Source organism: Clostridiales bacterium, assembly GCA_030016385.1.
Classification (GTDB): Bacteria; Bacillota; Clostridia; order Clostridiales; family Oxobacteraceae; genus JASEJN01.
In genome coordinates this window covers 1-15,314 of the sequence record JASEJN010000072.1, presented here as the reverse complement: position 1 = coordinate 15,314, position 15,314 = coordinate 1, and the positions used below count along the sequence as shown (strand labels likewise).

The 15,314-nt window shown below is 42.5% G+C and carries 7 protein-coding genes; 5 read left to right on the top strand and 2 right to left on the bottom strand.

What is annotated here, in order from left to right; all coding sequences use genetic code 11:
• Nucleotides 1-411 precede the first annotated feature (411 nt).
• Genes QME45_13080 through QME45_13065 form a run of 4 tightly spaced genes read left to right on the top strand, consistent with a single transcriptional unit; the run spans nt 412 to nt 3,911 of the window.
• A complete protein-coding gene (locus QME45_13080) occupies nt 412-939 on the top strand; it encodes an RNA polymerase sigma factor (protein ID MDI6619578.1) in 528 nt (175 codons plus the stop codon).
• Nucleotides 936-1,721, top strand: coding sequence for a hypothetical protein (locus tag QME45_13075; GenBank protein ID MDI6619577.1), 786 nt, complete (start codon nt 936-938; stop codon nt 1,719-1,721). The genes QME45_13080 and QME45_13075 overlap by 4 nt, the downstream gene beginning before the upstream one ends.
• A gap of 21 nt (nt 1,722-1,742) precedes the next feature.
• Nucleotides 1,743-2,645, top strand: coding sequence for an ABC transporter ATP-binding protein (locus QME45_13070; protein MDI6619576.1), 903 nt, complete (start codon nt 1,743-1,745; stop codon nt 2,643-2,645).
• Between the two features lie 33 nt (nt 2,646-2,678).
• Nucleotides 2,679-3,911, top strand: coding sequence for an ABC transporter permease (locus QME45_13065; protein MDI6619575.1), 1,233 nt, complete (start codon nt 2,679-2,681; stop codon nt 3,909-3,911).
• Between the two features lie 100 nt (nt 3,912-4,011).
• Here QME45_13065 and QME45_13060 read toward each other — a convergent pair whose 3' ends face one another.
• Together QME45_13060 and QME45_13055 are read right to left on the bottom strand one after the other, a co-directional pair.
• Nucleotides 4,012-12,726: a glucoamylase family protein gene (locus QME45_13060; GenBank protein MDI6619574.1), complete on the bottom strand. Its 8,715-nt coding sequence runs from the start codon at nt 12,724-12,726 to the stop codon at nt 4,012-4,014.
• Between the two features lie 335 nt (nt 12,727-13,061).
• A complete protein-coding gene (locus tag QME45_13055; GenBank protein MDI6619573.1) occupies nt 13,062-13,931 on the bottom strand; it encodes a Cof-type HAD-IIB family hydrolase in 870 nt (289 codons plus the stop codon).
• A gap of 252 nt (nt 13,932-14,183) precedes the next feature.
• On the opposite strand from QME45_13055, the gene QME45_13050 reads away from it, so the two are divergent.
• Complete coding sequence (locus QME45_13050) at nt 14,184-15,203, top strand: LCP family protein (protein ID MDI6619572.1); 1,020 nt, start codon at nt 14,184-14,186, stop codon at nt 15,201-15,203.
• Nucleotides 15,204-15,314: the final 111 nt, after the last annotated feature.

The following is a 15,314-nucleotide window of genomic DNA, read 5'->3' as shown; positions in this document are numbered from 1 at the left end:
TTCGTTGCTCAAAATAACATAATCCTATTTATTCCTGATTTCAAATTACGAATTGGAGATAATTTGTACTGGACATTGGAGGTTCTAGAGGTTGCTATCTTTTTTATGCTTTATGATGACTGAAATGCCTTACATTATGGTATAATTATTATAAAAGCGGAGATAAAGGTGAACTCCCTTAAGGCTCTGAAAGATGTATTTTTCCTTTTTTGTGAATGATTAATAACTATTGCATGTTTAATTATTTATTTTTTATGTTACCCATGGGTAACATAAAAATTTTTTTTGTCAAATTTTATAAATCCAATCATGGAGAGTCCTAATGGCATTCTGCAGTTTTCTTTTCACATCCTGACTTTTTTAAATGTTAAACTGTTATATATAATGTACAGACAAAAGGGAAGTGTGGCAATGGATGACAGAGAGCTGATTCGAAGGATAAAGTCCGGTGATACAAAGGCATTGGACGAGCTTATCCAAAAATACTACAACGATATCTATACATATTGTTACCGAAGGCTGGGCCATAAACACGATGCTCAGGATATCACACAGGAAGTCTTTTTACATTTTTGCCGGAATTCCAATAGCTATATGCAAAGAGGCAAATGCAAAAATTACTTATATGTTATAGCCCATAACCTCTGCGTCAATGCAATACGGAAGAGAACTCCGATTCCTTTGAAAGATATTGGAAAAGAAAATTTGCCTATTAAAGATGCAGAGGGAGAAAAGTTTGAAACAGCCGATTCCGTTAAGGCTGCACTGAATGCATTACCGGAAGAACAAAAAGAAGTCATTCAATTGAGGTTTTATCATGATTTAAAGTTAAAAGACATTGCCAAAATCATGGATTCCGGATTGTCTGTTACTAAATATCGACTTAATCAGGGACTTAAATCTTTGAGTAAATTGCTATCAAAGGAGGATTGGTTATGAAAATAAATTACCAAAAAATCCAACAGGATCTACGACCTTTTTCAGTACCAGCCTATGATAGGGATAAAATGCAAGAAACCATACAGCTTGCTAAAAAATGTTACAGTGAAAAACTGATATCTGAACGCATTGGATTCTGGAGATTTATTGCGGTGCAGGTTCGGTTTATCGAACGCTGGGTATGGCTGGCACAGGCCGCATCTTTTTTATTATTTCTTTTTCTTTTGAAGCAGTATCACTTCGGGAAATACGATATGCAGCCTGTTTTTTTACTTTTCTCATCCGTTGCGCCGATGATCGCCTTTATTGGATTTCCTGAAGTCTTGAAAAGCTATTCACACAACATGGAGGAAATCGAATCCTGCACTCGATTTTCCATACGAAAACTGATGGGCGCAAGGATGCTTATTCTCGGGCTGGCGGACTTGTGCTGCCTTACAGCAATTTTGGCAGCCTCAGCTGCAAGCAATGGCGCACTTCTCCTGCGGATGATTTTATATTTATTTGTGCCTTTCAATCTGACTTGCTGCGCGTGCCTGACAGTAATTGAACATGTCAAAAACAGATATGACGGCTATTTATGCGCTATCATATGCATTATCTGCATCATTGTTTTTCGTAAATTGTCTTTTATGAAAGATTGCTATGAAGCAACCGCTACAGGAATCTGGACCATTATGTTTTTAGTCTCAATCGGATATCTTGCGATAGAAATCGTCCGGACTTTCCGCTGCCTCAATCGTTTTTGCTCAAAAGAAAAAACGCTTTCTGTTACATGGTAATAAATTTAAGGAGGAACAAAAATGGAATTGACACTGAATAAACTTACAAAACAGTACAGGGATAAAACTGCTGTGGATTCGCTTTCCGTTACACTGACGCCAGGAATATATGGTCTGCTTGGCGCAAACGGCGCTGGAAAAACCACGCTTATGCGTATGGTCTGCGGTATTTTGAACCCCACTTCAGGAAATGTTCTGCTGGACGGAAAAGATACTATAAGTATGGGAGAAAGTTACCGCGACCTGCTGGGATATCTTCCTCAGAATTTCGGTTATTACCCTGTTTTCACCGCCATCGATTACTTGCTGTATGTCGCGGCTTTGAAAGGTCTAACCGCAAGTGCCGCAAAAGTTCGCGCGAACGAGCTTTTGGAATTGGTATCACTTCAAACGGTATCCAGGAAAAAAATCAAAACATTTTCAGGCGGGATGAAACGGCGCCTCGGCATCGCGCAGGCTCTTTTGAACGATCCAATGATTCTGGTGCTAGATGAACCTACGGCCGGACTCGATCCAAAAGAGCGAGTCCATTTCCGCAATTTGATTTCCGATATTTCAAAAGACAAAATTGTGATTCTTTCCACTCATATCGTATCAGACGTTGAATACATCGCAGACCAAATTCTCATCATGAAGGCCGGACGATTGGTTCATCAGGGAAAACCCGACGAAATTACAGCATCCATCAACGGCTATGTATGGGAATGCAAGGCTGACCCGAAGCAGTCGGAACAGTTAAACGATCGATATATTGTTTCTAACCTGAAACATGAAGGTAATCAGGACATGCTACGTATCGTATCGAAGCAAAAACCGTATGAAAATGCTGTGCAAGTTGAACCGACACTGGAGGATCTGTACCTATATTATTTTTCGGAACAATTCGGGGAAAACGAGTTGCCGGATAAAAATCAAATTCTATAAAGCCAGCCAAAAATCTAAGGAGGATATTATTTTATGCGTATCATGTTTTTAGAATTAAAACGAGTAATAAAGTCACCTATGACATGGATTTCAGCCACGATTGCCATTGCACTGTCGGTTGTTATATCCTTTGCAGTGATTTCGTATTCCAGGTATGTCGATGTAGATAAAAACGGCAACAAGGTATTGGTCACCGGCAGGGCTGCCATTCGTACCGGCAAAAGGGCGATAAAGCCGTATGAGGGCCCTCTCACGGAACAAAAACTTCAGCAGGTTCTTAAAACCTATCAGACTGTTTACAAAAAGTACGGAAAGGATATTCCGATAGATGTGTACCGTGAAAAGTTACTTCCGATCAATAGTTTTCTGGATATGATCTCCGAGGTATATTCCGGCGGTATAAATTATTTCGAGTCCCTTAATAAAATCAAACCTGAAGACATTATAAACTTTTATAAACAACGATCTGAAATGCTAAAAACTCAATTGGAGGCAAAATATCCGAATAACGCAGATGCTCAAAAAGAAGTGATGGCACTGAACCAAAAAGTGAAGACCCCCTTCATATTTTATCAGGGATATACAGGCGATGCCGCTGATAACCTTGCGATACTGATTTCTCTACTTGTCCTGATCTGCGCCGTGATCGTTTCGCCAATTTTTTCCGCAGAATACCAAAACGGCTCGGACGATATCCTGCGCTGCACAAAATACGGTAAAACCCGGCTTGCCGCCACAAAATTATGCGCTTCGCTTTTCATTGTTTTCGCTATGTTCACAATATGTATTTCTATTTTTGTCCTCATTGTCAACAGTGCCTATGGATGGGACAGCCTGCAGACTTCCGCGCAAGTTCTATCTTCCGCACTTAGTTTCTTGCCCCTCACGATGGGTCAGGAACAAGAGCTCACCATTCTGGCCGGCCTCATAACCCTTTTGGCTGTGGCATGCTTTACTCTATTTATCTCCGCAAAATGTTACAATCCCACAACTACGCTGGTCATTGCCATAGCCTTCTGTTTGCTACCCGTCATTCTTTACTCCGTGGGACAGGGAAACTTCATCAACCTGTTGGTATGTTTGCTTCCCGCTGGGGGTAGTGGATTGACAAACAGTTTTTATTTCCAGCTGAGAAATACCTTGTTTCTTCAAATCGGATCATTCAGCATCTGGGCACCGTATCTTATGATGGGAGCAGCAATTATAGAAATTCCAATGTTTTTTATCCTTTCAATCCATACATACTGCAAACATCAAACTGTTTAGGCACTTTTTACTCATAAAGTTGCATCGTACTAAATAAAAAATTGTTTCAAAAGTAGGCTGTTGCACGCGGTATGATAGTCCGCGTGCAACAGCCTACTTTTTACCCCATTGTGACGTCAACACTGTGCTCCATTTTATCATTGACGAGCATGATGCTTTTGCCGTGTAAAATCCTGTCGTCAAGTTTTATGGACGACACGCCGTTGCTTACCGATAGGGGATTTTTTATATTTATGTTGAATAGCGTATCCATATACATATATTTTATACTAAACTCGTTCCAGAAAGATGGTATGCAAGGGTCTATTATAAGTTCACCGCCGCGGATTTTAAGCCCGAGCATATGCTCTATGCACACCCTGTACATCCAGCCCGCCGCACCTGTGTACCATGTCCAGCCGCCCCTTCCTGTATGCGGCTCCACAGCATATACATCTGCTGCCATGACATAAGGCTCCACTTTATATCTGAAGCATTCCATAGGCGTCAGCGCATGGTTAATGGGATTTATCATGTGGAAAAGCTCCCATGCTTTATTGCCGTCCCCCATAAGCGCATATGCAAGTATCACCCAGACGGCGGCATGGGTATACTGTCCGCCGTTTTCCCTGACTCCAGGCACATATGATTTAATGTACCCCGGCTTTAAATTCCCCATGTCAAAAGGCGGAGTCAAGAGCTTTATAATGCCTGCATCGTATTTTATAAGATAATGATCGAGGGCTTTCATGGCCTCTTTTGATCTTGTTTCCCTTGCAGCATTTGAAATCACCGACCATGACTGGGCCAAAGAGTCTATCTGGCATTCTGCATTTTCCGCAGATCCTAACGGAGTGCCATCGTCAAAATATGCCCTCCTGTACCAGCTTCCGTCCCATCCGCTTTTTTCTATGGAATCTTTTATATATCCGGCAGTCTTCACATATTTGTCAGCTCTCTCTGCGTCTCCCTTTTTTCTGCATATTCCAGAAAAATCCACAAGTATTTTATACATGAACCATCCGAGCCATATGCTTTCGCCCTTTCCCTTATTGCCGACGGTGTTCATTCCGTCATTCCAGTCTCCCGCTCCCATAAGAGGTATTCCGTGCTCCCCGAACCTTAAAGACCTCTCAATGGCATTTAAACAGTGTTCATATAATGTTCCGCTGTTTGAAGATATCCCAGGCTTGTTGTACCTCTCATCCTCATTTTCGGACAAAGGCTCATCTTCGATATATCGTACCTGTACATCCAGGATGCCATGATCTCCTGTTACATTTACATAATCTATTGTCACATACGGAAGCCACAAAAGATCATCCGAAAATCTAGTCCTTATTCCCCTGTCTGTCACAGGATGCCACCAATGCTGCACATCGCCTTCCAGGAACTGATGGGCACAGCAGTTTAAAATCTGTTTTTTTGTAATTTCCGGAGATACGTATGCCGCCGCCATCACATCCTGCAGCTGGTCCCTGAATCCATATGCCCCTCCGGATTGGTAAAATGCCGACCTTGCCCATATCCTGCAGCTTATGGTCTGATATAGGAGCCATCCGTTTGCAAGTATATTCATCGATTCGTCGGGCGTCTTTACCTGAATGGTTCTCAATGTCCTGTTCCAATAACCCTTTATTCTCAAAAGGGCTTTGTCGGCCTCATAGGTGTCCCTGTATTTTAACGCCGTCGATATGGCGCCTTCGATGTCGCTGCCTTCGCCTATGGAAAATACCACGACTTTATCCTGATTCCCTTTAATCTCAAATGTCACCTTCATGGCTGCACAAGGCTCATATGCCGCACCTGTCCTTCCAGACAGCCTCTCCCTTAAAAGTCCTTCAGGCTTTTTTAAGCTGCCTTCCCTTCCTATAAATTCCTCCCTGTCTCCTGTTACCGTCCTTTCGCTTTCGGAGCAGTCGACAAATGCAACCCTGCCCGGGAAATCATCGCTGTAAACGTTTCTAATCAAAAATATGCCTGTTTTATCATCGACTTGTGTAACTATAAACGGTTTTGTTATTTCATCTGTAACCCCTAAAACAGGCTTTGCATAAAATATCGCCGAGATCCTGCGCGGCATATCCGTTAAATTCTTAAGTTTAATGCTTATTAACTTTACGCTGTCCTCCTCAGGCACAAATACAGTCATATGCTGCTTTATTCCATGGCTTGCATGTTCAAAAACAGTATAACCGAACCCATGCCTTACGGTGTACTTCCCCTTTTCAGCTGCCGGTTTTGCGGTTATATTCCAGATTTCCCCGGTTTCCTCATCTTCAAGGTACACTATTTCGCCCTGCTCATCGATCACAGGGTCGTTGCTCCATGGGGTCAGCTTGTTTTCCCTGCTGTTTTCAGACCACGTATATCCCCCTCCCGATTCGGTAACCAGAAATCCGAATCTGCTGTTGCATATTACATTTGACCACGGAGCAGGTGTATTCTGCTCATCCGAGATATTTATAACATACTCCCTGCCATCCTGAGTAAAACCGCCTAAACCATTGAAAAACTGAAGCCTTTCATTCTCTTCTTCATAAGGCTTGTAAAGGCGGGCAGCTCCAAAACTTTTCCTGATTTCCGGCAGCATCGTCTTCTCTTGCCAAAACTTCAGCTGCTGCCACATGGAACCGTCTTCTCCCCTGAATACAACCCGCGCAACACAGTACAAAAGGTTGAGGGCCTCCTCCGGCATTATGCTGGACTGCCTTAAGAATACTCCGCCCGGCCTATCCTGCATTTGTGCCGCATGCCCCGAGCCAATCAGCGCCTTTAATTTTTCATTGAAGGTTTGCATGTAATTTCCCGTCTCTTCATTCAGTATTACAAGGTCAGATATCAAACCCTTCGTACGGAAAAATTCATGCATCTTCAAGGCTTCCTTAACCATATCCAGTTCATCCAAACTTTTTACGGCTATCAAAATTACAGGGTTGTCGCCGGATATGCCGTATGCCCACAAACCCGACTGGCCTTTCGAATTCTTCATTATTATATCGTCTATTTTCCTTCTCAAAGAGCTGGAAAATATCACATGGGACAATATTCTCCTGTAAAGCTCTATCTGCCTGCATCTTAAATTCAAATATCCAAATTCCAGCTTGCTCCTCGTCCAGGCAAGCTCAGCCGCCCTCTTGGCGGAGGCGGCATCGCTGTATTTCTGTGCAAGCTTTATCGCATCCTCCCTTGTCTTTGCGACACCGACCATGTATGAAAGTCTGACGGTTTCACCCGGTTTTATTCTTACCCTTCTTCGCAGGCTCATCACAGGGTCCAGTACCGCTCCACAGGTATTGGAAAGAGGATGGTCGACATCCATCGCCACAGGATCTGAAAGGTCCCTGCCCCTTCCTATAAATCTTGCCCTGTCTGTTTCATACTGCACGCTTCCGATCGTTTCGGCATCACAGCATACGGTATGGCAGAGCCAGACCTCCTTCTGCCCCCGGGCCCTCGGCCTCCTCACCGCAAGCAGTGCATTTATATCGGAAACAAACTCCGTTTTTACAAAAAGATTGTTAAACACCCTATGAGCTATATCCGCGGACTGCGCTGACATTACGACCTCAAAATAGCTCGTAACCTCAAGGACCCTCACATGGCCGCTGTGGTTCGTAAGCGATACTTTTCGTATTTCGGCATTATCCTCTGGGGATACGATTATCTCGGTATGCGTATCGATGCTCCCGTCAGTCCTGAAAAAGTCTATCTTATCCATTGTAAAAAGCACTTTATAGTCTTCGGGTAAAATTTTATACGGCTCATATGCCGCAGACCACACGTCGTTGGAATTTATATTCTGTATATAGAAAAACATTCCGGAATCATCCAGTATTTCATCCTCTCTCCATCTTGTAACAGACATATTGAAGGCCCTGCTGAAACCCGATCCGCTGTTTGTCACAACGGTGAAATACGTGCCGTTTGATAAAATATGAGCCTCGGGAAACCTGCCGACCGGATCTTTAATTTCTCTGACATACTCCTCATAATTCTTCTCAATCTTTTTAATCGGCGAAATCTCGTCCTCTATGTCCTTCGTGAGAACCACCTTCGAAGGGACCTTCTCCTGAAGCAAAAGTTCCGTCGCCTTGACTTCAGGGTCCCTGTGAAACCTCTTCTGCATTATGTTATCGTTTATTGCATTGTCAAGAGCCATGAGGCTCATGCCGTGGTGATGCACCATAAAACTTTTTACCACCATATATTTTTTACCCACGGGAACTCTTTCGGCTGTATAATCGACGGCTTCATAAGGCCCAAACTGCCCTTCAAGCCCGTAGGACTTTAGAAACCTGATATTTTTCATGGCCGAAACAGGATCGACCATAAGCGCCAGCAGTGAAGCGTAGGGGGCCGTGACAGTGTCATTTACAAGGCCCCTTTTTAAACCAAGCCTCGGTATGCCGAAAGCCTTGTATTGATAATTAAGACCGATATCAAAGGAATAGAAGCCGGATTCTGAGACTCCCCACGGCACATTCTTCTTTTTTCCGTAAGCTATCTGGCTCTTCACGGCAAACTTATAGGTATTGTCCAAAAGAGTGTTTCTGTAATTTTTCATGATCAGAAGCGGCATCAGATATTCAAACATGGTACCGCTCCACGAAACAAGCCCCCTGTAACCATTGAAATATGTGAGGGACCTTCCGAGCCTGAACCAATGCTTCTGATCGATATCCCCCTTTGCTATCGCGATAAAACTGGTCTGCCTTGACTCCGATGCTAAAAGATCATAGTAGGATTTGTTAAGCTGCTCGCCTTCGGCACTGTATCCTATGGAAAACAGCTGTTTCTTATTATCAAACAGCTGTCTGAATTCTGTATTTGCAATAAGTTTATTCGACCTCTGTATTATATTTTTTGTATTGCTTATGGTACGGTTCACAAACAATACCGCCTTTATAAGGGCCAATTTAAGCTCTTTTAGCCATCTGCAGACATCGCTGCATTCCTCCGGCACCTTGTCGATCATGGCGTTCAACAGGCTCAAAGCCTTTCTGTATCCACGGCTTAAGCCTGTAAGGGATATATCCCCATTTAGCATGTCAAACATATTCAGCAAATCGCCTTTTATATCCTCGCATGAAAAAAAATCGGGCATACTTTCCATAAACGATACCCATGGCATTGCCTCTTCTATTTCACTTATAAGCTCATCCAGCTCTTCATCGACTTTTTTATCATATGGTGATTTTCTGAAATAACTGCTTTTATTCAATGCCTGTTTATTTTTTCTGAAACTTTCGAGCGCCTTTTTCCACTCGATTACATTAAGGCTATCCCTTTCCTGAAAATCCCTGAGGTATGAATAGTCCAGGCTCCTTCCTTTAATGTCGCTGTTTAAAAGCTTTATAGTATCTATGAGTCCCCTTGCAATGGAGCCATCGCACAAAGGGATATCCATATATTGCTCAAGCCCCTCCTTAAGCGTCATCAAATATCCCACGAAATTGCCGCTGTCTACTGTAGAAACATAAAGCGGCCTTAGAGGCTGAAGCGTCTTTGTATCGTACCAGTTGTAAAGATGTCCGTTCCATTTATCAAGCCTGTCTATGCTCGAAAATATCCTGTCTATCTTTCTTATCATCGATGTCGTGGAATGATATCCCATATCCCTTGCTGCCATCATCGCCATCAAAGTCAAGCCGATATTTGTCGGAGACGTCCGGTGCGCGGCGCCGTTTGGAGGATCATCCTGATAATTGTCCGGCGGAAGATAATTATCCTCTGCATCAGCCAGTTCTTCAAAATACCTCCAGATTTTTCTTGAAAGCAGCCTCAACTCCGATATGTCATCATCAGAGAGCGCATCCCTTGCATCATCCTCCGCTTTGCTTATGAAATAGGCGGCGAAGGGTGAAATGAGCCATGCTGTGGCAAGAACAACCGATATGCCGGTAGACGACGGCATATATCTTATGGCAAGGCCGAGCATTGCAAAGGCAGTCGCCTGGGATATCCACATCCTCTTTGCATAGCTTTTCATATTGTTCTTTAACCGCTTTTCCGCATCCGCCGCGGTTTCCCACTCGAGGAGCTTTTTGTGGGTGATCGATAGCCTCGCTATCGTCCTTAAAATGGCATCGGTCATGATATAAGCGCGGTATGGAAGAAATATAAAAAGCAATACGATCTGGCATGCCGTATTCTTTAAATCCGATAAAACCCCGTTCGATTTATCGCTTTCCCTTCTGTTTGCTATAAGCGCATCAGCCATACCTGATATAAGGGGAAACGCAAGAGTGAAAGCGGCTATGGCAATACCAGCTTTCCTGAAACTTTCAGAAAGGCACAGCGACAGTATTATGAAAATTACAAGGGAAACAGGTATAAGGCTCCTCCGCAGATTGTCTATTATTTTCCATTTATTTATTGCCGAAAGAGGGTTTCTTACCCTTTGCCCGCGCCTGTTTTTAACGCGAAAGCAAAGCCAGGGAAGAAGCTGCCAGTCGCCCCTTATCCATCTGTGCATCCTTGCTGTATAGGAGCTGTATGTGGATGGAAAACCATCGACAAGCTCTATATCGGTAACCAAGCCGCACCTTGCATAAGAGCCTTCCAGAAGGTCGTGGCTCAATACGGTGTTATCAGGAATGTATCCGTCAAGCATTTTCAAAAAAACATCTACATCGTATATTCCCTTCCCCGTATAAATGCCTTCGCCGAAAAGATCCTGATAGACATCGGAAACAGCCGTCGTATACGGATCTATACCTCCCTGGCCTGCAAAAGCTCTGGAAAATACGGACTTTGTGGCATTCACGACGCCAATGCTTATCCTCGGCTGAAGTATTCCATAGCCCTGCATAACACGAAAGCCTTCGTCATCGACCATAGCCCTGTTTAGAGGATGGAAAATCGTGCCTATAAGCCTTTTTGCAGTCCCCCTTGGAAGTTCGGTATCGGCATCAAGGGTTATGACATATTTTATCTTCGGTATTTTTTTGATATCGCCGCTTTTGACATAATAACTTGTATCATCCGCTCCCCGAAGAAGCTTATTAAACTCCATAAGCTTTCCCCTTTTTCTCTCCCATCCCATCCATACTCCCTGGGCTTTATTAAACTCACGATACCGGTGAAAGAAATAAAATAAATCGTTCTTTCCAAATGAATATTTCCTATTCAGCTTTTTGACCTCATCGAGGGCATAGTTTACTATGGATTCGTCGTCAGGCATATTTTTGCTCTTCGCATCGGTAAAATCGCCCAACAGCGCAAAATATAAGTTGTTCTCGTGATTACCAAGATAATAAACCTCCAGCATATCCAGAAGCTCTTTTACCCTCTGACGGCTTTGAAGGAGCGTAGGTATAACCACCATCGAAGATAAGCTTTCAGGTATGCCTGATTTTAGCTCAAGTTTCGGCAGGAATGAAGGGGGTATAATGTGGGTTATAGTCCAGTTTACGACGCCGACGGCTATTTCACTTGATAAAATCAGCCCCGAAGCAAATATTATCACCGTTATATACGGATTGATACTTTCCCGTGCGCCAAGAACGGACCACATTATAAGCAGCGAAATTGCCAGGGTTATGAGACATACAGGCAGCAGATACACTGATAACGGATGCCTTTTCATAAAGAGTACCGTCCTTTTTAAAACGCCGGGGCGGTAATCGAGCATCGAATGGAATTTTTCGCTTCCTCTGCCTGCTATATAATACCCTACATGCCTCAGCCTCAAATCCGCATTTTCTGGAGCGGACATGGCACATTCAATAGCCTTTCTTGCCACCTGGGATTCGGAAATCTTAAGGCGCCTCGATATTTCCTCGATCTCGTGCCTGTAATAGTCGCGGCTCTGAAAATCCATATTACGGTATACATCTGCAGGATCTCCCGATAGTATCTGCTCTACAGGGCTTAATACTTCAAATATGGAATGCCAGTCTATGTTCGATAAAAGCCTTAAGCCTGTTATGCAGTTGCCTATCGAAACCTGCTTTTGAGCCTGATCCTGGTGCTCCCTTTGAATTATCTCCTCGGCATTTGTATCCTGTGAGGACAGCTTTTCATCAAAATAATGCATAACCGAGCCGAAATCGGCTCCGTGGCTCCTCACCCTCTGGAGGATATGCTCGGCAAATGCCGGGCTTAGAACCTCCATATTATCTATATAAGACTTAAGCCTGTCAAGAAGCTTTTCGCTGTTATCGTCTATCAGGACGGCATCCGCTACTTTCGCGGCTTTTTTCCTCTCATCCCTGGACTTTAAAATATCGTCGCATATCTGCCTTATATCCTCTATAAGAGCGATCTTTAGCATTATGGGAAACGCCCATAGCTCACCGCTTGTAAGCTGGGACTCTTCCTGGTATGCCCTTATAAAATTGATTATGAGCTTTTCTTCCAGCAAACCGTCGATATGATATACAAGCTCAAGGGCGATATCGTATACCCTGGGAAATCCCTTCAAAATCCCTTCCGTAAGGCAGGGAAGCGAGGCATTGTAGCCCTTTGGAAAGTTTGCCCTTATATCCTTTACCTGCTCTTCAATGATATAGAAATTGTCAAACAGCCATTCGGCCGCCGGAACCACGGGCTCGCCGTTTACAACATCGCCGTTTAACTCCTTGTATGTTTTTATTATCTGCTTATAGTCATCTTTAAGCCTTGGCAGTATGTTTGAACAATTGTGAAACCTTTTCGAGACATGGTGCTCCCGGGCTATTTTCCTGCCGTGTTTTTGCAGCTGCTCGGGATTCAATATCACAAAACCAAAGTTATATGCCGATATCCGGTTGCATATTCTGTTTTTATATATTAAAAAGACAATTATACTTATTAAAACCACATATGAAAGTATGAAAAATATTACGAACATAATTGTGTCTCCATTCATAATCGATTTTTTCATGTAATTTTATAATTCCCATAAATGCTGATTTTCATTATATAAAAATATCATAAGCAGCACTTTTGTAATTTAGGGCATAACTGTAATTATGCCCAACTGAAGCATAATTATCCAACACATAAAAACGCAAAAAAATAAAAAGGCAGTCCTCAAAAAGACTCCCTCATTTTACATAATATAAGCATGACAAATATTCTCAGCCTCTCTAAAATCTGCAAATGCCAACCGTCCGAAGCATCAAGCAATTTATCATGCATCGATTTTTTATTGATTTTTCTTAGACGCAAGGTATTCCCCAAAGATTATCCTTCATCATTGAATATGAACTTTTCAATGGCATCTGCGACGCCGTTATCTTCATTGGATTTTGTTATATAGTCCGCCTCCTTCTTCACGGGGGGCTCGGCATTTTCCACGGCAACTCCGCACCCAGCATACTGAAGCATTGGTATATCGTTGAAATTATCTCCAAATGCGATGATCTCCTCCCGCTTGATATTCATCGATTTTGCCAGCTCTTCAAGAGCGGTCCCCTTGGTTACCCCCTTTGGCCCCACCTCTATATTGAAATAGTTGGATGATGTAATGTCAATGTCCGGTATATCCCTTATTTTTTTGCAGACTACATCAAGATCCTCCGCACTGACGGATGCTATCTGTATTTTGTAAAATTTATTGCGCCTTTCGGATACGAAACCCAAAAGGTCGTGTTTCAGGCTTACTTCGGTAAAGAACAGCCTCTTGATGCCTCTGTAAAGTCTTCTTAAAGTTATATGCCTTCTGATGGATTTTTTGGAATAGCTTTTAAGAAGCTTCAAAAGATTAAGCCTGCTGCTCGTGTAAATATAATAATCGTCATACAGCTGATAATACAGCCCTGCCTCTTTTGCTATCCTGATAATCTTTATGAGGTTATCCGTATCCAAATAGTGCGACGTTATAAGCTTTCCATCGCTGCCTGTAACCTGCGCCCCGTTACAGCCTATGCATGAGCAGGTGATTTTAACGTCATTGAGTATATCTTTGACAGAGACATATGGGCGCCCAGTAACTATGGCAAATTGAACGCCTCTTTTCATGGCTTTTTTTACAGCTTTTATGTTCTTTCTCGTTATTTCGCCAAGACCATTCAAAAACGTGCCGTCCATATCCGTAACAATAAGTTTATACAAGATATCACCTTCAAACTGATATAGTATTTAAAACCATAGCTTTATCTACATTTCCTGCCGCGATTCTTTTTCTGTGAAATATAGTACACATAAAATTATATAATATTTCCATGGCCGACTACAAGTATCGCAAAAGGTTACAAACCTGTAATATACATTTTCTGCTTATATTCTTAAAGTTATGGTATAATATTAAATATTGGACATGTAAATGCTATATAAAATATATGAATGCAAAAAAGGTGGTTTATAATGGAATCAAGAAGAAGAGGAAGACATTCAAATAAAAAGCGGATGTCGAAAGGGAAAAAGATATTTATCGCAGTATTCACTATTTTATTGATCGCTGCTATCTCGACGGGCGCATATGCTTTTTATATTCTCTCGCTTATGAAGCATACTGATATAAATAAACCTACAACCGACAACGGCATAACAAACGTGCCTGTAGAAGATGCCAAAAAAATAAACAAAAATATAACGAACTATGCGCTTTTCGGACTTGACAGAAGGGGAACTGAAGCGTCAAGATCCGATACCATAATGGTCCTTTCGCTGGACAAGGAAAACAAGAAGATAAAGCTGACATCCCTTATGAGGGATATGTATGTGGATATACCGGGTCATAACAAAAACAAGCTAAACGCCGCATATGCCTTCGGCGGTCCGGGGCTTGCCATAAACACCATAAACAATGATTTCAAACTCGACATACAATACTATGCCACCGTGGACTTCAAGGGTCTTCAGATACTTATAAACAAGCTTGGAGGGGTGGACATAAATGTAAAGCAAGGTGAAATCCAATATTTGAACAGCTACCTTGATGAGCTGAACAAAATCGATAAATCAAATGTGGCTTCCCATATTACAAAAGCCGGGATGCAGCATTTAAACGGCAAGCAGGCTGTTGCATATATGAGGATAAGATATTACGGACGTGCCGATTACGAAAGAACGGAAAGGCAGAGAACAGTCCTTACACAGCTTTTTAACAAGGTAAAACAGGCCGGGCCCCTTAAACTTCCGGGAATAATGACTTCCATACTTCCTTATGTTGAAACAAATTTGTCATCAACAAATATAATGGGCCTCGGAGCAAGCGCAATAGGATACAGCAGTGCAATAGAGCAATACAGGCTGCCTGTCGACGGAACATATACAAGCCCGTCTATAAAGGGAGTAGGGGATGTATTGCAGCCGGATATGAATAAAAATGTGGATTTGCTTTACAAGTTCATATATGGTACCGATGCAAATGTAAGCAAGTAATTTAAGATATAAAAATAACAGGTGGCTGAATGTGAACCACCTGTTATTTTTATATCTCGCTGATTGTCAAGATAGTTGTCAGTAATTCTTTAAATTTTTTGGTAGCTATGA

Excerpts from the sequence above, each read along its gene's own strand:
- QME45_13080 (MDI6619578.1), top strand. The coding sequence starts at position 412 with ATGGATGACAGAGAGCTGATTCGAAGGATAAAGTCCGGTGATACAAAG.
- QME45_13075 (MDI6619577.1), top strand. The coding sequence starts at position 936 with ATGAAAATAAATTACCAAAAAATCCAACAGGATCTACGACCTTTTTCA.
- QME45_13070 (MDI6619576.1), top strand. The coding sequence starts at position 1,743 with ATGGAATTGACACTGAATAAACTTACAAAACAGTACAGGGATAAAACT.
- QME45_13065 (MDI6619575.1), top strand. The coding sequence starts at position 2,679 with ATGCGTATCATGTTTTTAGAATTAAAACGAGTAATAAAGTCACCTATG.
- QME45_13060 (MDI6619574.1), bottom strand. The coding sequence starts at position 12,726 with ATGTTCGTAATATTTTTCATACTTTCATATGTGGTTTTAATAAGTATA.
- QME45_13050 (MDI6619572.1), top strand. The coding sequence starts at position 14,184 with ATGGAATCAAGAAGAAGAGGAAGACATTCAAATAAAAAGCGGATGTCG.